The sequence below is a fragment of the Streptomyces spinoverrucosus genome (assembly GCF_015712165.1).
Lineage (GTDB): Bacteria > Actinomycetota > Actinomycetes > Streptomycetales > Streptomycetaceae > Streptomyces > Streptomyces spinoverrucosus_A.
Map to the genome: position 1 here is coordinate 6,056,011 of NZ_JADPZX010000001.1, position 22,963 is coordinate 6,078,973.

Below are 22,963 nucleotides of genomic sequence, written 5' to 3' on the forward strand. Positions count from 1 at the left end.
GGCGTCTAGGCGTCAAAGCCCCTCACCGCCTCCGAGGCCACCGCACGAAACTGCCGCACCGTCCGCTCCCACCGATACCGCGCGGCGTGTTCCCGCGCGGCCTTGCCCATCAACTCCCGGCGAGGTCCCGACAGGGCCAACGTGCACCAGGCCGCGGCAAAGGAAGACTCACCGTGAGCGAGCACCCCGGTCTCCCCGTCCACGACGGAATCCCGCAGCCCGGGCACATCAAAGGCAATGGTCGGCGTCTCCCGGGCCGCGGCCTCGGTGACGACGAGCCCCCACCCCTCCACGGCCGACGGGTGAAGCAACAGCCACGCCGCACACAGCAGCCGGTGCTTCTCCGCCTCTGACACATGCCCGACGAAGTCGACACCGGGCCCCGCGAGCTGCTCGAGAGACGACCGCTCAGGCCCGTCCCCCACAATCACCAGCCGCCCGCCGGTAACCGGCCGCACCCGCTCCCACAACCGCAGCAGCAGATCGATCCGCTTGTACTCGACAAGCCGCCCGACGGCCACGAACAGCGGCTCGGTCGAGCGGTCACCCAGGGGCCCGGGCTCCTCGACCCCGTTGTGCACCACCCGGATACGGTCCCGCTCGACGCCGATCGCCCGCAGGGCATGCGCGGTGGACGGAGACACGGCGACCAGCACACTCCGCTGCTGCGCACCCGTAAGCGCCCAGTGCTCCAGTCTTCGGCCGATCCGGGCGGCGGGCGCGAGCGGCCCGCCGAAGCGCATCCCCCACAGGTCGGAGTGGACGTGGTTGACCAGGCAGAGGGTGGGGCCGCGATGCCACAGCGGGGCGAGGTAGGGCATGCCGTTGCACACCTCGACCAGCAGATCGCAGTCGCCGACCTGGCGGGCGAAGGCCGAGCGGGCTCGCAGGTAGTGGCCGTAGGGCCCGCCTGCCGAGACGACCCGGTACTCGCGGAAGGCCGCGGGGCCGCCGCACAGGAGGGTGACCTGGTGGCCGAGGCGGGTCAGGCCCTCGGCCAGCCGGTCGACGAGCAGCTCGGAGCCGCCCGCGGCCGGGTTGCCGAGGTCCCGGTGGGCAAGGAAAACGATTCGGCGCGGGGAAGGGGGGAGCGCCGACGGGTGCTGCTGCGGCCGGGGGAGCGCGGTGCGCAGCGGCGGCGGCACGTGCTGGGGCATGGGTGCTCCAACTCGTCTCGGGGTGCGGTACTCGATGTGGGGGAAGGGGGTGCTTCTTGAGCTGGTGCTGTGGACAGGCTGTGCTCGGGGTGGGGTTGGACAGTTTTCGCCCAGGCGTTCGTCACGGCTACTCACCCGCGTGACAATTTCGGCGCTTGTTGTACCTGACGTCACGTCACAACGTGAGCGTGGATCCGATACCGGCCCTTGACGGCACGCGGGACCGCGCCGACACTGGGCCGACAGACAGGGGCGGGCATCCCGGGGTGGGAGGAACCTCCGGACCAGAGAGGCTGACCCCGCATGTCCAGACTGATCGCCGCCACCGTGACCGTCGTGGTCGCGGCCGGCCTCGCCGTGGCCGCCGCGCTCGGCGTCGTCGCCCTGCTCGAAGCCACTCCAGAGCAGCCCAACAGCCCGCTGATCACATACGAACAAGCAGGTCAGGGGGACTGACCGGTGACGGCTCGCCCGGCAACCGTCACTCCGGCCGCCCCCACCGGCGCGGCCGGCACGTCCCGTTCCGCCTGGCACGAGGTGCCCCGGCTCCAGGTGCGCCGGTTCGCGGCGATCGCCATGGCCGAGGCGCCCGCGCTCGCCGAGGAGATCCTGCGCGAGATCCGCCGCGAGTACCCGCAGCTGCCGCTCGTGCTGGACGAGAACGGCGAGCCGATGGCGCTGGTCGGCATCCGGCGCGCCATCGAGGTGTTCGTGCAGCACCTCGAACACTCCGAGGGGCGCCCGAGCGTGCCGCCGAATGTCTTCCAGGACTTCGGCCGGGGCGAGGGCTACAACGGCCGCACCCTCGACTCCCTCCAGGCGATCTACCGGATGGGGGTACGCATGGCCTGGCGCCGTTTCGCCGACATCGGCCAGCGCGTCGAGATCCCGCCGCCCGCGATGTACGAGCTGGTCGACGCGGGCTACGAGTACCTCGACGGCCTCGTCGACCAGTCCGTACGCGGCTACGCCGAGGCCGCCGCCCGCCAGGCCGGGGAACGGCTGCGCCTGCAGCGGCGCCTCATGGAGCTGCTGCTCACCGAACGCCACCGCGGCGACCCAGCCGACGCCCTCGCCGAACGCGCCGCCCGGATCGGCTGGCAGCTGCCCGAGAAGGTCGCCGTCGGGGTGCTGCTGCGCCCGGCGCGGGAGGCGGTCGCGCCCGCGGTCGGGCAGGGCGTGCTGCTCGACATGGAGTACGAGCAGCCCCGCATGGTCGTGCCCGAGCCGGACGCCGCCGGGCGCGGCGAGCTGCTGCAACGCGCGCTCGGCGGCTGGGCGGGCGCGATCGGGCCGCCGGTGCCGCTGGCCCACGCCGCGAAGTCGCTGCGCTGGGCCGAGGCCGCCGTACGCCTGATGGAACGGCGGCTGCTGCCCGCCGGGGAGGTGCTGTTCTGCACCGAGCACACCGAGGCGCTGGTACTGCTCCAGCCCGAGGAACTCCTCGACGACCTGGCGCTGCGCTGCCTCGCCCCGCTCGCCCACTGCGGGCCCGCCCATGCGCGGCGGCTCGCGGAGACGCTGCTGGCGTGGCTGGAGACGCGGGGCGGGGCGCCGGAGGTGGCGGCGCGGCTGGGTGTGCATCCTCAGACCGTCCGGTACCGGTTGCGGCAGATACGGGAGCTGTGGGGCGACGAGATCGACGACCCCGACCGCCGCTTCGAACTGGAACTGGTGCTGCGCGCCCAGCGACTGCGCGGCAGGCTCGGCCGGGGCGGCGCTCAGTCGCGCCGGGCGGCGGCGCCGAGCGGCACGCGGGTGAGGTCGCGCCCGACGACCACGCGCCCGGAGTAGCCCTTGCTCGCCTTGGTGTGCCAGGTGGAGTCCGGGACGATGTTGGTGGCGCCGGGGACCAGATGGCTCAGGACCAGCGTGGGCACACCAGCGCGTTCGGCGATCGGGCCGACCCGGCCGGCGTCGGTGTGGCTGATCTCCATGTGCCGCTGCTGGGCCGGTTTCAGTCCGCCCAGGGCGAGGGTGTCGAGGTCCATCACCTCGTGCACGAGGATGTCCGCGCCGCGCGCCAGCCGGGCCACGTTTCCGCAGGGCGCGGTGTCGCCGCTGAACACGACCGACCCGTCGGCGGTGTCGAAGCGGTAGGCGAAGGACGGGTAGACCGGCGGGTGCTCCACCAGCACCGCCGTGACCCGCACCCGCTCGTCCCGCATCACCTCGAACGGCTCCATCGGCGGCGCCATCAGCTTCCGGGGCCCGGCACCCCTCGGCGGACGGAACCGGATGTCGTGCGGCACGATCAGCTCCCGGATGTCGGGCCAGCCCTCGCTGCGCATACGGACGTTGATGTCGTAGGCGGTCGCGGCGATGTGACCGGTGACCAGGTCCTTCGTGCCGGGGGCGGGATCGGAGGGGCTGACGGTCCGCACGTCGCGCCCGACGGGGTGGACGGCGGGGAGCGTCCCGGCGGAACCGGGGCCGTAGATGTGCACGGGCCCGCCCAGCGGCTGGAATCCGCCGAACCGCAGCCACAGCAGCGGGTACAGGTCCGACAGGTGGTCCGAGTGCAGATGCGTGACGAACACCGCGGTGAGCTGCTCGGCCGTCAGCCAGGCCTGCGCGTACCGGCCGAACGTGCCCGGCCCGCAGTCCACGAGATAGACCCGCCCGTCGACGACCAGCGCGGAGCAGATACCGGCCCGCCCGTGCATGGGGACGGGCCCGCCGCTGGTGCCGAGCAGCACGAGCTGGGTGCCCTTGTGCGGTACGGCGACCGCCGGGCTCGGGCGCAGGGGAAGCACGGCGACCGCACTGACGCCGGAGGCGACGGCGGCGGTACGCAGGAGGGTGCGGCGGCTGGGCACGGGGAATGTGGGCATGGCGAATCCCGGGAGACTGAGGGGGGAAGCGAAGGCGGGTGCTGTTGTCCTCCCGTTGCCCTGCCGGACCCCGGGAAGTTCACCCTCGTCAAGCAGTCAACGACCACCGAGCCCGACGGGCTTTGGTCCGGCACCCCAAACTCCCCCGCACTTTTGGTACACCGGCCTCATGCAACGCCCTAAAGGGGCGCGGGGAACTGCGCGATCAACCACAACGGCGCCGCAGACAAAAGGCGACATATCCCGGCACTACCCACGCCCCAGCAACCGCACGATCTCCAACGCCATCCGCAATTCCAACGCATCCGGCTCCAACGGCCGCCCCAACAACTCCACAGCCCGCCGCACCCGATACGTCACGGTGTTCCGCGCCACGAACAGCCGCTCAGCCGCCCCCTGCGGACTACGCCCCTCCGCCAAATACACGCGAAGCGTCTCCCGCAGCTCCCGCACCCGCGGATCATCGCCCCCCAGCCCCCCGAGCACCCGCGCGGCGAACCACCGGGCGTGTTCCACATCGGCGGTGAGCAGGGCCGCCGTGCTCACGTCGGCGTAGTCGCACAGCCAGCCCGTGTGCCCGAAGCGGGACACGCGCTGAGCCTCGCGGGCGCCGCGGTGGCTGCGCCGGAAGCCCTCGGCGCCGTAGCCCACCGAGCCCAGCGCGGCCAGTAGCGGGCGGCGCTCGGGGACCAGCCTGGGGAGGCGGGCGAGCGCGTCCCTCGGCGGCTCGGCCGGCCAGCAGGCCCACGCCCACAGCTCCGCGCTGCCCGCCGCCACGCTCAGCAGACTCTCCGCCCCGGCCGCCCGGCTCAACTCCCCGGCCAGCAGCCGTAGTTCGTCCACCGATGTGTCCGGTGAACCCGACGTGACGATGAACGCCACGTGATGGCGGGCCAGTTCGTAGCCGAGGGTGCGTGCCGCGACCGCCCCGCCGACCAGCCGTCCGGCCAGCAGGTCGTCCACGATCCGGCGGCGGGCCGCCTCCCGGCCGCGCCGCCACCGGTCCCGCTCGGCGACGTACTCCTCGGCGAGCCGGCTGGCCTGCACGTCGGCGTAGACGAACAGCAGCTCGCTGACCCGGTGGCTCTCCTGGATCCGGACGTCGTCCGGCTCCTTGTCGAGGGCCTCCATCAGCCGCCCGTGCAGATACGCGTGCCCGAGCCGCACCCCGCGCAGCACCCGCTCCAACGGCACATTGCGCCGGGCGAGTTCGGCGTTGCTCGCCATCGCCTCCGCCACCACCAGCGAGCCCGTCGGCTCCGGCTGGGTGAGCAGCCCGCGCAGCGCCTGGAGCACGGTCGCCTCCACCGCCCGGTGGAACGGCGGATACGCGCCGGTTCCGCCGTGCTCGGGCACGTGCCGCACGATGTGCGCGGCCATGTCCCGGGCGACCTCGACGCCCCAGCCGACCGGCCCCGGCCCCAGCGGCCCGCGCGCCGCGGCCAGGGTCTCGGGCGAGCACACCGGTTCCGGCGGCGCCGCCGAGGGCGCCAGCCGCAGCAGCCACGACGACCCGCTCACCCGGCCAGTACAGCAGATACGGTCCGGCGCGGCGCCCCCTTCATCGAGCGCCCGCCAGACCCCGGGACCGCAGCATCCGCCGCTCCAGCGGGGCGAACAGCAGCAGGTCCACCGCGATGCCCACGACGAGGATCTCCCCGATGGTGGCGAGCACCAGCGCCATGTCCTGGTAGGAGCGGGCGTTCTCCAGCAGCTGGCCGAGGCCGAGCCCCAACTCCGGGGAGCTGGCGATGAGTTCGGCGGCCATCAAGGACCGCCAGGCGAACGCCCAGCCTTGCTTCAGTCCGGCCAGATAGCCGGGCAGCGCGGCCGGCAGCAGCACGTACCGCACCCGGGCGAACCCGGTGGCGCCGAGCACCCGCCCGGCCCGCAGATACAGCGGCGGCACCTGGTCGACCCCGGCCAGCAGCCCGTTCGCGACCGACGGGACGGCGCCGAGCAGGATCACCGCGTAGATGGTGGCGTCGGTCAGCCCGAACCACACCACCGCCGCCGGCACCCACGCCACCGACGGCAGCGACTGCAACCCGGACAGCACCGGCCCGACCGCGACCCGCAGCGGCCGCACCGCACTGAGCAGCAGCCCCAGCGCGGTGCCGATGAGCACGGCGGCGACGAAGCCGAGCGCGCCGCGCTCCATGCTGGTCCACACCGTGGAGAACAGCGTCCCCTCGTACCACTGGTCGGACAGCGCCCGCCCCACGTCGGCGGGGGACGGCAGCAGGTAGTCCGGCTTGAGTTCGGCCTCGTAGGCGGCCTGCCAGGCGAGCAGGACCAGGACGACGGCCACCAGGGGCGGCAGCAGCCGCTGCCGCAGCAGCCGCCCGACGGGCGTCCGGGCGGGCCCGGCCGGCGCGCTGTCCAGCGCGTCCAGGCCCGCCTCGACCGCCGCCGACTCCCGCACCTCGCGGGCCGTGACCGTCTCACCGGCGGCCATGGCGGCGGATCTCCTCCCGTAACGCGTCGGTGACCAGGGACGTCAGGGCGGCCTCCGGGGAGCCTGCGGCGGCCCACTCGCGGGCGATCCGGCCCGGCCGGGAGGACATCAGCACGACCCGCTGCCCGAGCCGCACCGCCTCGCGGACGTTGTGGGTGACGAACAGGACGGTGAGGTGGTTCTCGGCCCAGATCCGGGCGAGTTCCTCGTGCAGCACATCGCGGGTGATGGCGTCCAGCGCGGCGAACGGCTCGTCCATCAGCAGCACGTCGGCGTCCTGGGCGAGCGCCCGGGCCAGCGCGACCCGCTGGCGCATCCCGCCGGACAGCTCGTGGATCCGCTTGCCGTACGCGTCCTTCAGCCGGACCAAGTCGAGCAGCCGCCGCGCCCGTTCGGGCCGCTCGCGCCGGGGCACTCCGCGCAGCCGCAGGGCGAGTTCGACGTTCCGCCCGGCGGTGAGCCAGGGGAACAGGGCGTGGTCCTGGAACATCAGCGCGGGCCGCCGCCCGCCGGGCACGTCGATGGCGCCCGTGGACGGCCGGTCCAGGCCCGCGACCAGGTTGAGCAGCGTGGACTTGCCGCAGCCGGAGGCGCCCAGCACACAGACGAACTCGCCCCGGCCGACGGTCAGCCCGATGTCGTCGAGGACCGTCTGGCGGCGCCCGGCGGTGTCGAACCACTTGGAGACATGGGTGAGGCATACGGCGGGACGCTCCGCCTCGGCCACGAGGACGGGACGGGCCGGTGCGCCGGCCCGCAGCACCGTTTCTGACATGGGATCAAATCCTTCTGGTTCAGTGGTCTCAGTGGCTCTCAGTGGCTCTCGTCGGCCGCGACGCCGAGCCCGGCGTCGGCCACGGTCTGCTCGCCGCGCTGGGCGAGGACCCGGTTGAGGGGGCGCAGATCGAAGATTCCGTCCAGGGCGTCACGGCTGCCGCCGAGCAGCCCGAGCCGGTCGGCCCGGTCGGCCTCCTCGGCGAGGGTCGCGGCGAGCGGATCGGCGGTCAGGCGGACGTGCCGCCAGGCCGCGTCGAGGACCGGGCCCGGCAAGGGCCGTCCGGTCAGCGTCTCGATGGCCCGGTTGACGGCCGCCCGGCCCTCGGCGGGCCGGTCCCGCAGCCACGCGTTGGTGCGCACCGCGCCCCGCAGTACCGCCTCGACGACGTCCGGATGGTCCTTCAGGAACGCGGGGTTGACCACGACGAGCGCGGTGACGAACGCGCCGCCGTCCCACAGGTCCGCCTCGTCGACGAGCACCCGCCCGCCGGCCGCGACGAGCTGTGCCGCCACCGGCTCCGGCACCCACGCCCCGTCGATCGCGCCACGCCGGAAGCTCGTCGGGATCTCCTTGACCGACTGCCGTACGACCGTCACGTCACCGCGTCCGGTGTGCGGGTCGACCGCCCAGCCCTGCTGCCGGACCCAGTGCAGCAGCGCCACGTCCTGCGTGTTGCCCGCCTCCGGCGTGGCGATCCGCAGCCCCCGGATGTCCGTGCCGCGCACCTTCGTGTCGGCGTCGACGACCAGCGCGACCCCGCCCGAGGCGGCACCCGAGACGATCCTCAAGGCTCGGCCGTCGGAGCGCAGGAAGCCGTTGACCGCGGGCGACGGGCCCATCCACGCGATGTCCACCGCGCCCGCGTTGAGCGCCTCCAGCGCCGACGGGCCGCCGTTGAACACCTGGGTGCGCAGCCGGGTGCCGCCCAGCTCACGGGTGAAGTAGCCCTCCTGGACGGCGGCCAGCGGGGTGGCGTGGGTGACGTTGGCGAAGTAGCCGACGGAGACCGACTCCGCCGACAGCGGCGGACCCGTGCCGACGGCCGGGGCGGCCGCCACGCCCGGCGCCCGGGACCCGTAGCCGCAGCCCGCCGCGCCGAGGAGCAGCAGGAGCAGCGCCAGGGCCGCGCGGAGCGGACGCCGGGAGCGGCGGGACGTGCGGTGGCGCTCACGCAGCCGCATCGGTGGTCCCCGGAGCGGTCGCGCCGACCATGCCCGCGGTCAGCGTGGCCCCGTCGGCCGGGTCGATCAGCACGAAGGAGCCGGTGCGGCGGCTGTCCGCGTACCGGTCGAACGCCAGCCGCTCGGCGGTGCGCAGCGCCACCTGACCGATCTCGTTCAGTTCGAGGCGTCCGGGCCCCGAGACCCGCCGGACCACCGCGCGCACGGTCCGGGTGGTGTGCCTCAGCAGCACGTGGTCACCGGGGCGCAGCGGGCGCTCGTGCAGATGGCACACGGCCGCCTCGACATCCCGGGACACCTCGGGGAGCGCCGCCGCCGGGACGATCAGGTCGCCCCGGGAGACGTCCAGGTCGTCGGCGAGGCGCAGCGCACCCGACTGCGGGGCGCGCACCAGCTCGGCCGCGGCGCCCAGGACGTCGACGCCGGTGACGGTGGTGGTCCGCCCGGACGGCAGCACGGTGACCCGGTCGCCGACCCGCAGCTCACCGGTCGCGAGCTGACCGGCGTACAGACGGGTGTCACCGGAGCGGATGACGTACTGCACCGGGAAGCGGGCGGGTGCGTCGGGGGCCTCCTCGGTGACGGGCACGTTCTCCAGATGGGCGAGGACGGTCGGGCCGCCGTACCAGTCCATGCGCGTGGACGGCTCGACGACGTTGTCCCCGGCGAGCGCGGAGATCGGGATCGCGGTGACCTCGGGGATGCCGAGCCCGGCCGCGAGCCGGGTGAACTCCCCGGCGATCCGGGCGAAGGCGGACTGCTCGTAGCCGACGAGGTCCATCTTGTTGACGGCGAGCACCACGTGCGGCACCCGCAGCAGCGCCGCCACGGCCGCGTGCCGGCGGGTCTGCTCGACCACGCCCTTGCGGGCGTCGACGAGGATCACGGTGAGGGTGGCGGTGGAGGCGCCGGTGACCATGTTGCGGGTGTACTGCACATGCCCCGGGGTGTCGGCGAGGACGAACCGCCTGCGCGGGGTGGCGAAGTACCGGTACGCCACGTCGATGGTGATGCCCTGCTCGCGCTCGGCGCGCAGCCCGTCGGTGAGCAGGGCCAGGTCGGGTCCCTCGCCCGAGGACGCGCGGGCCACGGCCTCCAGCTGGTCGGCGAGGACCGACTTGGAGTCGTGCAGCAGCCGTCCCACGAGGGTGGACTTGCCGTCGTCCACCGAACCGGCGGTGGCCCAGCGGAGCAGGTCCGCCTCGGCCACGGGCGCCTCGGCGGGCCGGGAGGTGGGCATGGGGTTCACGTGTCCCTCCTGTGCGCCGGCCCCGACGGTCAGCCGGGACCGGGCCTCCTGGAAGATGCCGCGCATCATCAGGGCGGCGGTGACATGCGGGGGGTGGCCGAAAGCCGTGAGGTCGGCGGTCATGTCAGAAGTACCCCTCGCGTTTGCGGTCCTCCATCGCGGCCTCCGACAGCCGGTCGTCGGCACGCGTGGCGCCGCGCTCGGTGAGCCGGGAGGCGGTGATCTCGGCGATCACCTCGACGACGTCGGACGCCTCGGACAGGACCGCGCCGGTGCAGGACATGTCGCCGACGGTGCGGTAGCGCACCCGGCGCTTCTCCACCGGCTCGCCGTCCCTGGGGCCGCCCCAGTCGCCCGGGGCCAGCCACATGCCGGAGCGCAGGAACACCTCGCGCTCGTGCGCGAAGTAGATGGACGGCAGCTCGATGGCCTCGCGGGCGATGTACTGCCAGACGTCCAGCTCGGTCCAGTTGCTGAGCGGGAACACCCGCACATGCTCGCCGGGCAGATGACGGCCGTTGTACAGCTGCCACAGCTCGGGCCGCTGGCGGCGCGGGTCCCACGTGCCGAACTCGTCGCGCAGCGAGAACACCCGCTCCTTGGCGCGGGCCTTCTCCTCGTCGCGCCGCCCACCGCCGAACACCGCGTCGAAGCCGCCACCGCCGATCGCCTCCAGCAGCGGCAGCGTCTGGAGCGGGTTGCGGGTGCCGTCGGGACGTTCGCGCAGCGCACCCCGGTCGATGTAGTCCTGTACGGACGCCACATGGAGGGTGAGCCCATGTGTGGCCACCACACGGTCCCGGTACGCCAGTACCTCCGGGAAGTTGTGCCCGGTGTCCACGTGCAGCAGCGAGAACGGCAGCGGCGCCGGCGCGAACGCCTTCAGCGCCAGATGCAGCATGACCACGGAGTCCTTGCCGCCGGAGAACAGCAGCACCGGCTTCTCGAACTCGCCGGCCACCTCGCGGAAGATGTACACCGCCTCCGACTCCAGCACGTCGGTGTGCGTGAGCCGGGCGGCCACGGCGGTCACAGCAGCCCCCGTTCCGACATGAGCGTGTGCACGACGTCCACCGACTCGGCGACGGACTGGAGTTGGGTCTCCACCCTCGCGTCCGGCGACTGCGGCAGCTCGTAGGGGTCGTCGATGCCGGTCAGCCCGGACAGCCGCCCGGCGCGGGCCTGCGCGTACAGGCCCTTCACATCGCGGACCGCGCACACCTGGAGCGGGGTGGCGACATGCACCTCCAGATACGGCGTCCCGCTCGCCTCGTGCCGCTTGCGGACCGCCTCGCGGCTGTCGGCGTACGGCGCGATGACCGGGACCAGCACCAGGATGCCGTTGCGGGCCAGCACCTCGGCGACCAGGCCGATGCGCTGCACGTTGGTGTCGCGGTCCTCGCGGGTGAAGCCGAGGCCGGCGCTGAGGAAGGTGCGGATCTCGTCGCCGTCGAGGACCTCGACGCGGTGTCCCTCACGGGTGAGGCGGCTGGCCAGCGCCTGCGCCAGCGTCGTCTTGCCGGAACTGGGCAGCCCGGTCAGCCACACCGTGGCGCCCTGGCTCGACGGGGCCCTCATGCGCCACTCCTCGCCGCCGAGGCCGCCGAAGCCGCCGAGGCCCTGAAGCCGCCGTACCGGAAAGGGGTACGACCCCGTGTGCGGCGAGCACCGAGAAGCCGGGGGCGCACGCCTGCTCCAGTTCCTCACGCTCGGCGGCGGGCAGCTCCCGCCAGGACGACGAGGGTGCGCCCACCTTGGCCGCGCTCCGACGCACCCAGTCGGCGTCCACGAATTCGGCGCCGAGGAACTCGCCGATGCGGTGCAGACACTCCTCGGGCGCGGCGAGCAGGTCCTCGTACCACAGGTGCAGCACGTTCTCCCGCGGCAGCGCGGACAACGCCGCCATGCCGCGCTGCATCTCGTCCGCCCAGTACGTGCCGAACAGCGACGCCGGGACCCGGTAGTCGCGCACGGCGGCGGCGTCGAAACGTTCCGGCAGGAACGGCAGCAGCTCCTCCGGCACGAAGCCCAGATCGCGCTCGGCGTCGAGGGCCGCCTGCTCGGCGTACGGGTCGTGACCCAGCGTCAGGTGCAGCGCCATCACCACGGCGGCCATGCGGAAGCCGGTGTGGCGGCTCATGGACAGGGCGGTGTCCCGGCCGTCGCGCACGATGTGCAGATAGCGGGCGTCGGGGAAGTGCTCGCGGAACTGCGAGGCGAGGATCAGCGAGCCGCCGCTGCGCTCGGCCCACAGGGCCTTGCCGAAGCGGGCGCACAGCCACCCGAAGAGGCGGTGGTAGTGCTGGCCCACACCGGCGTCCGGGAACTCGGCGACGGCCGCCGCGAGTTCGTCGTACAGCTCGTCCGGGGTGTCGGTGAGGTGGGGGAGCGTGGTGAGCAGGACGGCGGGGACGCCGGTGTCGGCCTGGAAGCGGGTGGTGGGGGCGGGGCGGTAGAGGACTTCCTTGGGGGCGAGTCCGTGGGCGGTCAGGAGCTTGTTGACGGAATTGCGCGAGGACAGGATCCGCCAGAACTCCGCCGCCGTGAGGGGGCCTTCGGGGAAGACGCGGGCGGTGATCCGGTACATGTCTGTGAGGTGGTTGAAGAGCTCCGAGAGGCTGAGCACCCTGGGGTGTTCGCGCAGCAGCTCGGAGACCAGGGTCGAGCCACAGCGGCCGGTGCCGGTGACGAAGACCTGGCCGGGTGCCGGTGAGGTCGGGGTGGGCATGCGCAGCTGTTCCTTCCGTGCGTCCTTGGGTGGTGTCCGTGGGTCGTGCGGGAAGGTGCCCGGCCGGGGTCAGGACCGGCGCAGCAGGGCCGCGTAGAGGGTGAGGCCGGGGCCGAAGGCCATGGCGACCACCGGGCCGTCGGTGCGCGGCAGCCGCTGAAGGACCATCAGGACGGTGGGCGAGGAGCAGTTGCCGCACTCGTCGAGGACGCCGTACGACGCGTCCAGCGCGCCGGCCGGCAGGTCGAGGCGCTCGCCGACGACCTCCAGGATGCGCTTGCCGCCCGGGTGCACGGCCCAGCCGGTGACCTCCTCGGGGGTCAGCCCGTGCGGGGCGAGCAGCTGGTCGCGGACCACCTCGCCGACGTGCTGCGCGAGCACGTCCGGGACCTTGGGCGACAGGCCCATCTTGAAGCCGAGGTCGGTGATCTGCCAGCTCATGTGGTCGGCGGTGGAGTGGTCGGTGACCGCGACGACGTCGATCACCTCGTAGCCCGTGTCCGCGTCGGGTTCGAGGACGACGGCGGCGGCCGCGTCGGCGAACAGCGCGTGCGCCACGATCTGTTCGATGTCCCGGCTGGGCGGCTGGACGTGCAGCGAGGTGAGTTCGAGGCACAGCAGCACGGCCGGGCGGCCCCGCGAGGCGACGAAGTCGGAGACCGCGCCCAGGGACGGGACGGCGGCGTAGCAGCCCATGTGGCCGACGAACAGCCGCTGCACCCTGCTGCTCATGCCCAGTTCGTCGGCGAGCCGTAAGTCCAGGCCGGGTGTGGTGTAGCCGGTACAGGAGGCCACGGCCAGCAGGCCGACGTCCTGCGGGGCCAGGCCCGCCGACTCCAGGGCGTCCGCGACCGTGCGCCTGCCGAGCGGGACGGCCTCGTCGATGTAGCGGGCCATGCGCTGTCCGGTGCTCCAGCCGGACACCTCCTTCTCGGCGCGCGGGTCCACGGCGGTGGAGCGGGAGTTGATGCCGGAATTCTCGAATATTCGGCGGGCCAGCGGATAACCCTCGTAGTGCTCCCGGAAAAAGTCCTGCCACAGCTCGTCCTGGCTGCTCCGGGTGCCTGGAAAGGAATGCGAGGAGCCGGTGATGACAGGTCGCGCGACGGTACGCGGAGCGCGGCGGGCGGGGGTGATTTTCTCTTCGAGGTGCATGCGTGATCCCTTTGTTTCGGGCAGCGGAAAACGACCGCTCGGGCGAAAGACGGAAGGGGGAATCGTGCGTGCCAAGGAAGTCCGACCCGGGCATCTTTGCGCAGGTCAGAACCATGATGGTGAAGATGCGCCAGAGGGTGCATCGAAGAGCGAAGAAAAGAGTGGTCAGCTCTTCCCCGTTCGAACCGGGTGTCGATTCGATGCCCTCAGTCAAGCACAAGGGCTTCTCCGGAATCAAATATTCCGCTGGTAATTTCCGCAGTGGAAACAATTAACGGCAAAAAACGCCGGCCTGCCTCTCGGTGAACCGTAGAGGCGGACCGGCGTTTTTTATCCGGGGTATTTCAGCCAGAACCCGCTTTGATTTCGGTCAGTGGCCGTACGGGTTCCTGGTGCGGGCCGTCGTGCAGCCGTGCCCCCTCGATGTCGAGGTCGGGCAGCAGCCGGTCCAGTCCCCGTGGCAGCCACCACGCGCCGCGGCCCACCATGGCCAGCACCGCCGGCACCAGCGTCATCCGGACGACGAAGGCGTCCACCAGCACACCGAACGCCAGCGAGAACGCGATGGGTTTGACGATGGCGTCCTCCGTCGCCACGAAGCTGGCGAAGACGAAGAACATGATGAGCGCGGCCGCCGTGACCACCCGCGAGGCATGCCCGGCGCCCTCGACCACCGCGTCCTGGGCCCGCCCGGTGCGCACCCACTCCTCGCGCATGCCGGACACCAGGAACACCTCGTAGTCCATCGCCAGTCCGAACAGCACCGCCATCAGCACGATCGGCAGGAAACTGACGACGGGTCCGGTCCTTGCCACGTCCAGTACGTCGGCGAGCCACCCCCACTGGAACACCGCCACGACCGCGCCGAAGGACGCCGCCACCGACAGCAGGAAGCCGACCGTCGCCTTGACCGGCACGACCAGTGAGCGGAAGACGAGCAGCAGCAGTACCAGGCACAGGCCCACGACCACGGCCGCGAACGGCAGCAGCGAGGCGCTCAGCCGGTCGGAGACGTCGATGCCGATCGCGGTGGTGCCGGTGACGGAGACGGCGGCGCCGGTCTCCCCCTCGATCGTGGCCGCGTCGTCGCGGATGGCGTCCACCAGGTCCTGCGTGGACTCGTCCTGCGGGCCGCCCTTCGGTACGACCTGGATCACCGCCCGCCCGGACTCCGGCGCGTACTGCGGCTGTCCGACCTTCACCACACCGGGCAGCTGTTGCAACCGCCCGGCCACGGCGGCCGTCTGCCGCTGCCCGGCCTGCCCCGGCGTGTCCGCCTCGGCGAGCACCAGCAACGGCCCGTTGAATCCGGGCCCGAAGGCCTCGGCGACGGTGTCGTACGTCTCCCGCTGCGACGTCCCGTGCGCCGCAGTGCCGTTGTCGGGCAGCGCCAGCCGCAGATCGGCGGCGGGGACGGCGAGGGTGAGAAGGGCGGCGACGCCGGCGAGGACGACGAGGAGGGGGCGGCGGGTGACCAGACGGGCCCAGCGGCGGCCCATGACCGATGTGCGCGACTCCTCGGCGTCCTCGGAGTCGCCCGAGGCCGGCTCCGCCCGCCGGGCCGCCCGCGACCCCGGACGCGGCGCGAGCCGTGCGCCCGCGAGGCCGAACAGCGCGGGCAGCAGCGTCACCGCGACCAGCACCGCGATCAGCACGGTCGCCGCCGCGCTCAGGCCCATGACCGTCAGGAACGGGATCCGGACGACCATCAGACCGACCAGGGCGATGACGACGGTGGTCCCCGCGAACACCACCGCGCTGCCCGCCGTGCCGACGGCCCGCCCGGCGGACTCACGCGGGTCCATCCCCTGGGCCAGCTGCGTCCGGTGCCGGGACAGCACGAACAGCGCGTAGTCGATGCCGACGGCCAGTCCCAGCATCAGCGCCAGGCTCAGCGCGGTCGACGACACCGTCACCCCCGAGGACACCGCCAGCAGCCCCGCGAGCCCCGTGCCGATGCCGACGAACGCGGTCAGCAGCGGCATCCCGGCGGCGAGCAGCGAGCCGAAGGTGATGGCGAGCACCGCCAACGCGACCACCACGCCGAGGAGTTCGAGCACGCTGGGGGTGAGCACACCGTTGCCGTACGCCTGCCCGCCGACGGACACCTCAAGACCCGCCTCCTCGGCGGCCCGGGTGGTCTCCTCCAGCGCGTCGAGCGTGCCGTCGTCCAGCGCGGAGCGGCTCACGTCGTAGTTGACCTGCGCCAGCGCGGTCCGCCCGTCCGGCGTCACGGTCCCGGCCCGGTCCGGCGGGATCACCGCGGCGACCTGCGGAGCGTCCTGCGCGGCGGCGAGCGTGCGCTGGATGCCCTGCGCCGCCTGCGGATCGCTCACCTTGCGTCCCTCGGGCGCGGTGAACACGATCTGCGCGCTGGTCCCGGCCGCCGCCGGGAAGTCCTCGGCCATCGTGTCCTGCGCCCGCTGGGACTCGGAGCCGGGAATCGTGAACTCGTTGTCGAGCCTGCCGCCCACGACGACCAGCGCGCAGACGGCACCGGCCAGCACGGCCAGCCAGGCCGCCAGGACGAGCCGTCGGCGGCGGTATGCGCCGAGACCGAGCCGATAGAGCCAAGTCGCCACGGAGATGCTCCTCGTGCAGTAGTGGCAGTGCGGTGGGGTTGGTGCCTCTGGGGGCCGGGGGTTCGGCGATACGTCGTTCGGCTTGGGGCCGGGCTCAGGCCCGCACGGTCGTACTGCCCCCTGTCAGCTCCAGCCGCAGCCCGTTCGACGTCACGGCGAGCCGCTGCGGCTCCAGGTCGAGCGGCAGTCCGGACAGGTCGAGTTCCTGCGGGGCCTCGCCGAGCAGTTGCGCGGCGAGGGCGTCCGGGATCGTGCGGTCGCCGACCCGCACGGTGGTGCGCTCGAAGCGGATGCCCCGCTCCTTCAGCACCGGCCGGAAACCGACGGCGATCCGCCCGGCCGGCCCGGCGTGCACCACCAGTTCGCCCGTGCCGGGGTCGGTGGTGACGGCGGCGGCGCCCAGCGCGCCCCCGGTCATCGTGGCGACGGCGTCCGCGAGGGCGGCGTCGGCCAGTTCGGCGCTCACCCTTGAGTCGGCCACCGACAGCCCGTCACCCGTGCGCACCACGTCGTCCAGCTCGGCGCGCAGATCCACCCCGGTGAACCGGCGGAAGGTGGCGCCCTCGCCGGAGACCTCCACCCGGGGGAAGGACCCACGGGCCAGCTGCACCATCACCGGAGTCGGGCCGAAGCCGATGTCCAGCGCGGTGTGCAGCCGCCGCTCCATACGGTCCGCGAGCCGGTCGGCCGCCCGGTCGCGTGCCACCGCCTCGGCGACACCCCCGGCGGCCAGCACGGCGCCGGCCACGCCCAGGGCGATCAGCCGGGCCCGCCGCGAGACCCGACTGCGGGCCGTACGCCCCCCTCGAAAAAGTGTCATGACTGACAGCATAGCGAAAGTGTCATGACTGACAGATTCTGTACCGTCGGTTTTCCGCCTGCGATACTCCTCACATGGCAACCCTCGACACTCCCCCCGCCGCGCCCCGTGGCCGGCGCGAGGCGCACAAGGCGGCCACGCGCAAGGCGCTCCAGGAGGCGGCGCACCGCATGTTCGAGGAGCGTGGGTACGCCCGGACCACCGTGCGGGACATCGCGGCGGCGGCCGGGGTCACCGAGCGGACGTTCTTCCGCTACTTCCCGTCCAAGGAGGACCTCGTCCTCGACGAGACCCTGGACCTGGCCCCGGTCATGCGGGCCCGGGTGATCGCCCGGCCCGCCGACGAGGACCCGTACTCCGCCGTGCTGGGCGCGGCCCTCGACCTCGTCTCCGACGGTGGCGTCGGCCTGATGTTCAGCGGTCCGCCGCAGCGCTTCCCGGACCAGCCGGTGCGTCAGTTCCTGCCGGTGCTCAGCCAGTTCGAGGACGAGCTCGCGCAGGCCGTGCGTGAACGGCTCGCGCGGCACGATCCCGACGCGGCCACGCCGCTTCGCGCCGCGGTGCTCTCCCGCGCCGCCGTCGGCGCGATCCGCTCCGCGCTGTTCGCGTACGCGGCCCTGCCCGAGGAGGAGCGCACACCGGCCGTCGCCGAGGAACTGCTCCGCACGGCCTTCGCCCACCTGCGCGCGGACTGAGGGCGCTCACCGCCTCACCTGGCCCGTGCAAGGCCATTGCCCAGGCAAACATTCCGTGAGTAGCCTGTGTTCGCCATTCCGACCGCGTGTTGAAATTTCGAACGCAGCCGCTCAGGTCAACGCTCAAGCCAACAGACACACGTCTCAGAACGCAAGGGAGGGGGCCGGCCGTGGGACGCCTCGTACCTGCCGTGACCCGGGCTCTCGACATCCTGGAGCTCTTCCTCGACGGGGACGGCACGCTCTCCGCCCCCGACATCGTGCGCAAGCTGCAGCTGCCGCGCACCACCGTGCACGAGCTGGTCACCACGCTCGCCGCCCGGTCGTACATCGTCCAGGTCCCCGGCCAGCCGGGCCGCTACCGGCTCGGTGTACGCCCGTACCAGCTCGGCAGCCGCTACGCCGAGCAGCTCGACCTCGCCGCCGAGGGCCAGCAGGTCGCCCGGTCCGTCGCCGAGACCTGCGACGAGACGGTGCACGTGGCGATCCTGGAGGGCACCGACGTCATCTACATCGCCAAGGTCGACTCCACGCACGCCGTGCGCATGGTCTCCGCGGCCGGCCGCCGACTGCCCGCCCACTGCACGTCCGTCGGCAAGATGCTGCTGGCCTCGCTGCCCGAGCAGGAGCTCGCGGCCCGCGTCCCCGACGGCGCCGAGCTGGTCGCGATGACGCCGAACAGCATCACCGACCCGGCGGCCCTGCGCGAGGCGCTGGCCGGGATCCGGCAGCGGGGCATCGCGGTGGAGAGCCGCGAGTCCAACCCGGACGTCTCCTGCGTCGCCGCGCCGGTCCGCGACCGCACCGGCCAGGTGGTGGCCGCCCTGTCCATCTCCGTGCCCATGATCCGCTGGAGCGACGAGCGCCTGGCCGAGCTGGAGCAACTCGCCGTGAAGGGCGCGGCCGAGCTGTCGGAGCGCCTGGGCCACCGGAGCGCCGCATGACGCGGTACGAGGTGGCGGTGCGCGCCGAGGCGACGCTGGGCGAGGGCCCGACCTGGGACCCGGCGGCCGGGCGGCTGATCTGGATCGACATCCTCGGCTCCCGCCTGCACACCTACGACCCCGCCACCGGCCGCCGCACGACCCGCACCACGCACCAGCACGTCGGCGCGGCGAAGCCCCGTGTGAACGGCGGCCTGGTCCTCAACCTCCGTGACGGGGTGGGTCTGCTGGACCCGGACGGCTCCTTCCGCTGGCTGCACCACGACCCGGTGCCCGGCCGCCGCGCCAACGACGCCGCCGTGGCGCCGGACGGCGCGCTGTGGGCGGGCACCATGCGCTACGACGAGGCGCCGGGTGGCGGCACGCTGTCCCGCGTCACGCCCGACGGCTCGGTGGCCGTCGTCCTCGACGACGTGGCGGTGAGCAACGGCACCGGCTGGAGCCCCGACGGGCGGCTCATGTACTACGTCGACTCCCCGACCCGGCGTATCGACGTCTTCGACGCCGTGGACGGGCACGTGACGGGGCGGCGGCCGCTGGTGGAGATCGAGGAGGGCGCCGGATTCCCCGACGGGCTCACGGTCGATGCCGACGGTTGTGTGTGGGTGGCGCTGTGGGACGGCGGCGCGGTGCGGCGCTATACGCCGGGGGGTGTACTGGACCGGGTTCTCGAACTGCCGGTGCCCCGGCCTACGGCGTGCGCCTTCGGGGGCGCGGATCTGACGGACCTGTACGTCACTACCGCCCGTACCGGATTGGCTGCGCCTGCGCCGCTGTCGGGGTCGGTGCTGGTGGTGGCGGGAGTGGGGGAGGGCGTGGCTCAACCGGCGTTCTCGGGGTGAGACTCCGTCGGTAGTGCCGGGATGTGTCGTTGTTTGGGTGCGGCGCCGTGGGGGCTTGTCGCGCCCGCGCGGCGGAGCCGCATGTCAAATGCAGCCCCGCGCCCCTGAAGGGCGTTGCTGGGCCGCGTGCTACGAAAGACCCGCCGCCTTTCGTTCCTCTGCTGTCAGGGGTGGGGCGAGCAGCGGTGGTTTGAGGGGGCCGACCATGGCCGCCAGCAGCATTCCCGGTGCCAGCAGTGTCTCCGCGCCGCGCTGCAGGGACGTCACGTCGGTCACCCGGCGGGCCACGCGGCCGTTGCCGGTGGCGGTGTACATCAGACGGTCCACGTACGCCGCCACCGCCCGGTCCCGCAGTGTCGGCCCGCTCTGCGTGGCCCCCGGGTAGAACACGTCCTGTCCGATGGCGAGTTCCCACGCCGCCCCGACCGGCCGGGCCACCGCCCGCTGGGCGCGCCGCGCCAGGGCCGGCGAGCCCCACCCGTGACGCCGTACGGCATCCCGCAGCGCCACCGCGCTCTGTGCGGCCACCGACATGCCGTGCCCGTACACGGGGTTGAAGGCGGCGAGCGCGTCGCCCAGCACGACCAGGCCCTCCGGCCACACGGTCATCCGCTCGTAGTAGTGCCGGCGGTTGACCGTCGTCCGGGTGAAGGCCGGTTCGCCCAGCGGCTCCGCCTGTCCGAGGAGTTCGGCCAGGATCGGGTGCCGCAGCTCCGCGCGGGCGTAGCGTTCGAAGTCGGCCGGGTCGGTGGAGGGTTCGGCGTCCCGGGGGCCGTACAGCGTGACCAGCCACCGGCCGTCCTCGATCGGCAGGAGCACACCCCCGCCCCCCGGCTGCCCGGACCGCGGGTCCGGCTGGATGTTGACCACGGGGAAGCCGTCCCGCGCCGCATCGGGCGCCCGGTACATCCGGCTGGCGTAGGCCAGACCGGAGTCCACCTCCCGCCGCTCCGGCTCGGGCAGCCCGAGCTCGGTCAGTCGGCGCGGCGTGTGCGAGCCGCGCCCGGTGGCGTCGACGACCAGGTCGGCCGTCAGGGTCCGCTCGGCCCCGTCGGCGTGCCGAACGCGCACCCCGGTGACCGCCGCGTCCGTGCCGAGCAGCGCCAGCGCCTCGGTGCCGTCGGCGAGTTCGATCCGGGGATGCGCGAGCACCCGGGCCCGAACGGTCGCGTCCAGCAGGTCCCGGCTGCACAGCAGCATGAAGTGGGACTCGGCCCAGCGCCGGAACCAGCCCTGCGCGGACAGCACGACCATGTCGGTCGTGACCCGCTGCCGGTGCGCGCCCGCGTCCAACAGGCTTTCGGTGACCCCGGGCAGCAACTGCTCCAGCGCCCGCACCCCGCCCGACCACAGCTGGTGCACGTGCCGTGCCTGCGGCAGCCCCTTGCGCGGGGCGGGCCCGGTGGGCAGTACGTCCCGCTCGATCACGGTGACCCGGTCGGCGACCTCCGCCAGCGCTCTGGCCGCGAGCAGGCCGGCGAGGGAACCGCCGAGGACGACGGAGGTGGTGCTGCGCTCACTCATGTACGGACACGCTCTCTGAGGATGCGGCGGCCCGGGCGCGGACCGCGTCGAGGACATCGGGACGGCGGAGGGCTCGGGAGACGGCCCCGATCTCCTGGAGCAGGTCCGTGGTGTCGGGATCGCCGGTGCCGTCGCTGTCCGGTGAGTGCCGCCTGCGTTCGACGGCGTCCTGGATGGCCACGGCGGCGGCCAGTGCCTTCGCCCGCTCCGGCGGATGACCGAGGGCGAGCGCCGCCTCGTGCGACCGCCTGCCCAGCTCCTCGTCGAGATACCGGGACAGTGGCAGCAGCACGTCGCGGATGAAGGTCTCGCGGCGGATCAGCCGCAGTTCGGGGGTGGCGCGCAGCACGACCGGCACGCCGGAGCCGTTGACGCCGCGCATCAGCACGTACAGGGGCCGCAGTTCGCGATGGGCGAGCCGCACCCGCCAGCGCTCGTGCAGGTACTGGCCGGCGTGCGGGAGGATGAAGCCGACCGCGATCAGGATCGCGGAGAGCGCGGCGACCGGCGGTGCCAGGTGGGTGCTCAGCCAGTCCAGGTCGTGCCCGGTCCAGCGGGCCACGACGGCCGTGAGCTTGGACGCGTCGAAGATCAGGTTGAGCACGTAGCCGACGCCCAGCAGTTTCAGTCCCCAGCGCAGCCAGGCGTCCAGCCCGTCGGTGCGCACCCACTCCCAGATCAGCTTGGACGTGATCAGCACGGCCACGCAGTGCGCGAGCAGGTACAGCAGGATCTCCTCGCGCATGAACGGGGTGGTGGCGTAGTACGTGTCGAGGTCGCGCAGCCGCTCCTCGGGCGCGTCGGCGAGGAAGAACAGCACCCACAGGGCGACGATCACCGCCGAGTACGCACTGATGACCCAGCGCACGGCTCGGCGGGTCTCGGCCGAGCGCCGGGCCAGCCCGTTGCGCCAGGCGATGATCAGCAGCAGACAGGACGCGCAGAACGCGGTGAGCAGCGAGTAGCACCAGGGTGCCGAGATGTTCGGGACGCCGGTGACGCGGTTGGTCCAGGCGATGGTGGACGGCGCCACGAACACGAACACCGCGCAGGCGAGCAGCAGCAGTCCGCCGACCGCGCGCAGCAGCGGGTCGCGCCACAGCCGGATGATGGTGGGCAGCTTGATCAGCAGGGCCGCGGTCAGGACCGCGGTCGGGACCCAGAAGGAGATGTACATCCGGCTGAGCAGCCCGGAGGGATCCATCGCGAGCACGGCACCGGTCACCGCACGGCTCCCCCGCGGCCGCGATAGCCCAGCGACCGTTGTACGGGGTCCAGCGCGGCGTCGGCCCGGTGGTCACCGGCGAGCACGGGCCGGAACAGCGCGGCGAGCCGGTGCCCGAAGTCGTCGGCCTCGGCCTCCTCGCGCCGCCGCGAGCCGTTGCGGGCGGCCATGGCCACGGCACCGCCCTTCCAGCCCGGCGCCTCCGCGAGGGCGTGCGCCGCGGCCGTCCCGGCGACGTGCCGATGACCGTGCCCGGCGTGCATGTGCCACAACTCGTGGCCGAGGATGACCAGTTGCTGCAGGGCTTCGGCGCGTTCCTCGACGATGACGAGGTCGAAGTCCTGGAACTCCACCCACAGCCCGGTCACTTCGATCTCGTCGGGGAACCGTTCGAAGCGCAGCTCCACGGGCCGTCCGTCGCGCCGCGCGGTCATCGCCTCGCACAGCGCCCGGCACAGTTCGCGAACGTCGGCGGGGGGACGGGGGCGGTTCCGCAGGGCGGTGCCGAGTTCGGCGACCAGCGTGCGCATGGCCGAGCCGCGCCGCCGGCGCCGTAGCGCCGCGAAGTCCATCGCACCCCCTCTCCCCGCCGGTCGGCGGGCGGTTCGAGACTACGCGGCCGGAACTGTCCGCGTCATGCGATCCGACGACCGTTGTTCAACCGAGAACGATCACTGGGTGCCGAAAGTCGTGCGCAACCCATTGACGCGCAAGTCCTTCGATTTTACGGTCCCGTTCGAAGTTACGAGCGACATCCGAAATACCGAACGGTCCTCGAAGAGTAAGGGCAG

At 72.9% G+C, this 22,963-nt stretch carries 21 protein-coding genes; 5 read left to right on the forward strand and 16 right to left on the reverse strand.

Annotation, left to right across the window (positions count from 1 at the left end):
* Window positions 1–5: 5 nt before the first annotated feature.
* Complete coding sequence (locus I2W78_RS27520; RefSeq protein ID WP_196462933.1) at window positions 6–1,157, reverse strand: glycosyltransferase family 4 protein; 1,152 nt, start codon at window positions 1,155–1,157, stop codon at window positions 6–8.
* Between the two features lie 303 nt (window positions 1,158–1,460).
* Here I2W78_RS27520 and I2W78_RS27525 point away from each other — a divergent pair, with 303 nt between their 5' ends.
* Entirely contained in the window at window positions 1,461–1,613 is a 153-nt protein-coding gene (locus I2W78_RS27525) for a hypothetical protein (RefSeq protein WP_196462934.1), read from the forward strand.
* A 3-nt stretch (window positions 1,614–1,616) separates the two neighbouring features.
* Entirely contained in the window at window positions 1,617–2,951 is a 1,335-nt protein-coding gene (locus I2W78_RS27530) for a PucR family transcriptional regulator (protein ID WP_196462935.1), read from the forward strand.
* Here the strand turns inward: I2W78_RS27530 and I2W78_RS27535 are convergent.
* The 12 genes from I2W78_RS27535 to I2W78_RS27590 form a co-directional block, all read right to left on the reverse strand.
* Window positions 2,879–3,991 carry an MBL fold metallo-hydrolase gene (locus I2W78_RS27535; RefSeq protein ID WP_196462936.1) on the reverse strand — a complete coding sequence of 371 codons (1,113 nt, stop codon included), beginning with the start codon at window positions 3,989–3,991 and terminating at the stop codon, window positions 2,879–2,881. The two genes, I2W78_RS27530 and I2W78_RS27535, sit on opposite strands and share 73 nt — an antisense overlap.
* 249 nt (window positions 3,992–4,240) lie before the next feature.
* Window positions 4,241–5,512: a PucR family transcriptional regulator gene (locus tag I2W78_RS27540; protein WP_196462937.1), complete on the reverse strand. Its 1,272-nt coding sequence runs from the start codon at window positions 5,510–5,512 to the stop codon at window positions 4,241–4,243.
* Between the two features lie 40 nt (window positions 5,513–5,552).
* Entirely contained in the window at window positions 5,553–6,449 is an 897-nt protein-coding gene (locus I2W78_RS27545; protein WP_196462938.1) for an ABC transporter permease, read from the reverse strand.
* Window positions 6,436–7,224 carry an ABC transporter ATP-binding protein gene (locus I2W78_RS27550; protein WP_196462939.1) on the reverse strand — a complete coding sequence of 263 codons (789 nt, stop codon included), beginning with the start codon at window positions 7,222–7,224 and terminating at the stop codon, window positions 6,436–6,438. Before I2W78_RS27550 ends, I2W78_RS27545 begins: the two co-directional genes overlap by 14 nt.
* Before the next feature lie 38 nt (window positions 7,225–7,262).
* Entirely contained in the window at window positions 7,263–8,408 is a 1,146-nt protein-coding gene (locus tag I2W78_RS27555) for an ABC transporter substrate-binding protein (RefSeq protein WP_196462940.1), read from the reverse strand.
* The gene (locus I2W78_RS27560) at window positions 8,395–9,648 is read right to left on the reverse strand and encodes a sulfate adenylyltransferase subunit 1 (protein ID WP_230886671.1); all 1,254 of its coding nucleotides are present in this window, start codon (window positions 9,646–9,648) and stop codon (window positions 8,395–8,397) included. Before I2W78_RS27560 ends, I2W78_RS27555 begins: the two co-directional genes overlap by 14 nt.
* A gap of 133 nt (window positions 9,649–9,781) precedes the next feature.
* The gene (gene cysD / locus I2W78_RS27565; RefSeq protein ID WP_196462942.1) at window positions 9,782–10,690 is read right to left on the reverse strand and encodes a sulfate adenylyltransferase subunit CysD; all 909 of its coding nucleotides are present in this window, start codon (window positions 10,688–10,690) and stop codon (window positions 9,782–9,784) included.
* Complete coding sequence (gene cysC / locus I2W78_RS27570) at window positions 10,687–11,235, reverse strand: adenylyl-sulfate kinase (protein ID WP_196462943.1); 549 nt, start codon at window positions 11,233–11,235, stop codon at window positions 10,687–10,689. The genes cysD and cysC overlap by 4 nt, the downstream gene beginning before the upstream one ends.
* Entirely contained in the window at window positions 11,132–12,385 is a 1,254-nt protein-coding gene (locus tag I2W78_RS27575) for a sulfotransferase (RefSeq protein WP_196462944.1), read from the reverse strand. The genes cysC and I2W78_RS27575 overlap by 104 nt, the downstream gene beginning before the upstream one ends.
* 69 nt (window positions 12,386–12,454) lie before the next feature.
* On the reverse strand, window positions 12,455–13,540 hold the full coding sequence (locus tag I2W78_RS27580; RefSeq protein ID WP_196462945.1) for a type III polyketide synthase: 1,086 nt from the start codon (window positions 13,538–13,540) through the stop codon (window positions 12,455–12,457).
* Window positions 13,541–13,884: 344 nt separating this feature from the next.
* Complete coding sequence (locus tag I2W78_RS27585) at window positions 13,885–16,122, reverse strand: MMPL family transporter (protein ID WP_196462946.1); 2,238 nt, start codon at window positions 16,120–16,122, stop codon at window positions 13,885–13,887.
* Window positions 16,123–16,216: 94 nt separating this feature from the next.
* Window positions 16,217–16,942 carry an LmeA family phospholipid-binding protein gene (locus I2W78_RS27590; RefSeq protein WP_196462947.1) on the reverse strand — a complete coding sequence of 242 codons (726 nt, stop codon included), beginning with the start codon at window positions 16,940–16,942 and terminating at the stop codon, window positions 16,217–16,219.
* Window positions 16,943–17,016: 74 nt separating this feature from the next.
* On the opposite strand from I2W78_RS27590, the gene I2W78_RS27595 reads away from it, so the two are divergent.
* From I2W78_RS27595 to I2W78_RS27605, 3 genes are all read left to right on the forward strand, one after another.
* Window positions 17,017–17,637, forward strand: coding sequence for a TetR/AcrR family transcriptional regulator (locus tag I2W78_RS27595; protein ID WP_196462948.1), 621 nt, complete (start codon window positions 17,017–17,019; stop codon window positions 17,635–17,637).
* 170 nt (window positions 17,638–17,807) lie between these two features.
* Window positions 17,808–18,581: an IclR family transcriptional regulator gene (locus I2W78_RS27600; protein WP_196462949.1), complete on the forward strand. Its 774-nt coding sequence runs from the start codon at window positions 17,808–17,810 to the stop codon at window positions 18,579–18,581.
* Window positions 18,578–19,423, forward strand: a complete 846-nt coding sequence (locus I2W78_RS27605; protein WP_196462950.1) for an SMP-30/gluconolactonase/LRE family protein — start codon at window positions 18,578–18,580, stop codon at window positions 19,421–19,423. Before I2W78_RS27600 ends, I2W78_RS27605 begins: the two co-directional genes overlap by 4 nt.
* Window positions 19,424–19,552: 129 nt before the next feature.
* On the opposite strand, the gene I2W78_RS27610 is transcribed toward I2W78_RS27605, so the two are convergent.
* The 3 genes from I2W78_RS27610 to I2W78_RS27620 are packed head-to-tail and all read right to left on the reverse strand — an operon-like array spanning window position 19,553 to window position 22,744.
* Entirely contained in the window at window positions 19,553–20,947 is a 1,395-nt protein-coding gene (locus tag I2W78_RS27610; protein ID WP_196462951.1) for an NAD(P)/FAD-dependent oxidoreductase, read from the reverse strand.
* Window positions 20,940–22,151 (reverse strand): MAB_1171c family putative transporter, encoded by a 1,212-nt coding sequence (locus I2W78_RS27615; RefSeq protein ID WP_196464748.1) that lies wholly within the window; start codon window positions 22,149–22,151, stop codon window positions 20,940–20,942. The genes I2W78_RS27610 and I2W78_RS27615 overlap by 8 nt, the downstream gene beginning before the upstream one ends.
* A 17-nt stretch (window positions 22,152–22,168) precedes the next feature.
* Window positions 22,169–22,744, reverse strand: coding sequence for a toxin-antitoxin system, toxin component family protein (locus tag I2W78_RS27620; RefSeq protein WP_196462952.1), 576 nt, complete (start codon window positions 22,742–22,744; stop codon window positions 22,169–22,171).
* Between the last annotated feature and the right edge of the window lie 219 nt (window positions 22,745–22,963).

Excerpts from the sequence above, each read along its gene's own strand:
- I2W78_RS27615 (WP_196464748.1), bottom strand. The coding sequence starts at position 22,151 with ATGGATCCCTCCGGGCTGCTCAGCCGGATGTACATCTCCTTCTGGGTC.
- I2W78_RS27580 (WP_196462945.1), bottom strand. The coding sequence starts at position 13,540 with ATGCACCTCGAAGAGAAAATCACCCCCGCCCGCCGCGCTCCGCGTACC.
- I2W78_RS27555 (WP_196462940.1), bottom strand. The coding sequence starts at position 8,408 with ATGCGGCTGCGTGAGCGCCACCGCACGTCCCGCCGCTCCCGGCGTCCG.
- I2W78_RS27595 (WP_196462948.1), top strand. The coding sequence starts at position 17,017 with ATGGCAACCCTCGACACTCCCCCCGCCGCGCCCCGTGGCCGGCGCGAG.
- I2W78_RS27560 (WP_230886671.1), bottom strand. The coding sequence starts at position 9,648 with ATGCCCACCTCCCGGCCCGCCGAGGCGCCCGTGGCCGAGGCGGACCTG.
- cysC (WP_196462943.1), bottom strand. The coding sequence starts at position 11,235 with ATGAGGGCCCCGTCGAGCCAGGGCGCCACGGTGTGGCTGACCGGGCTG.
- I2W78_RS27590 (WP_196462947.1), bottom strand. The coding sequence starts at position 16,942 with ATGACACTTTTTCGAGGGGGGCGTACGGCCCGCAGTCGGGTCTCGCGG.
- I2W78_RS27620 (WP_196462952.1), bottom strand. The coding sequence starts at position 22,744 with ATGGACTTCGCGGCGCTACGGCGCCGGCGGCGCGGCTCGGCCATGCGC.
- I2W78_RS27550 (WP_196462939.1), bottom strand. The coding sequence starts at position 7,224 with ATGTCAGAAACGGTGCTGCGGGCCGGCGCACCGGCCCGTCCCGTCCTC.
- I2W78_RS27520 (WP_196462933.1), bottom strand. The coding sequence starts at position 1,157 with ATGCCCCAGCACGTGCCGCCGCCGCTGCGCACCGCGCTCCCCCGGCCG.
- I2W78_RS27545 (WP_196462938.1), bottom strand. The coding sequence starts at position 6,449 with ATGGCCGCCGGTGAGACGGTCACGGCCCGCGAGGTGCGGGAGTCGGCG.
- I2W78_RS27610 (WP_196462951.1), bottom strand. The coding sequence starts at position 20,947 with ATGAGTGAGCGCAGCACCACCTCCGTCGTCCTCGGCGGTTCCCTCGCC.
- I2W78_RS27535 (WP_196462936.1), bottom strand. The coding sequence starts at position 3,991 with ATGCCCACATTCCCCGTGCCCAGCCGCCGCACCCTCCTGCGTACCGCC.
- I2W78_RS27605 (WP_196462950.1), top strand. The coding sequence starts at position 18,578 with ATGACGCGGTACGAGGTGGCGGTGCGCGCCGAGGCGACGCTGGGCGAG.
- I2W78_RS27525 (WP_196462934.1), top strand. The coding sequence starts at position 1,461 with ATGTCCAGACTGATCGCCGCCACCGTGACCGTCGTGGTCGCGGCCGGC.
- I2W78_RS27575 (WP_196462944.1), bottom strand. The coding sequence starts at position 12,385 with ATGCCCACCCCGACCTCACCGGCACCCGGCCAGGTCTTCGTCACCGGC.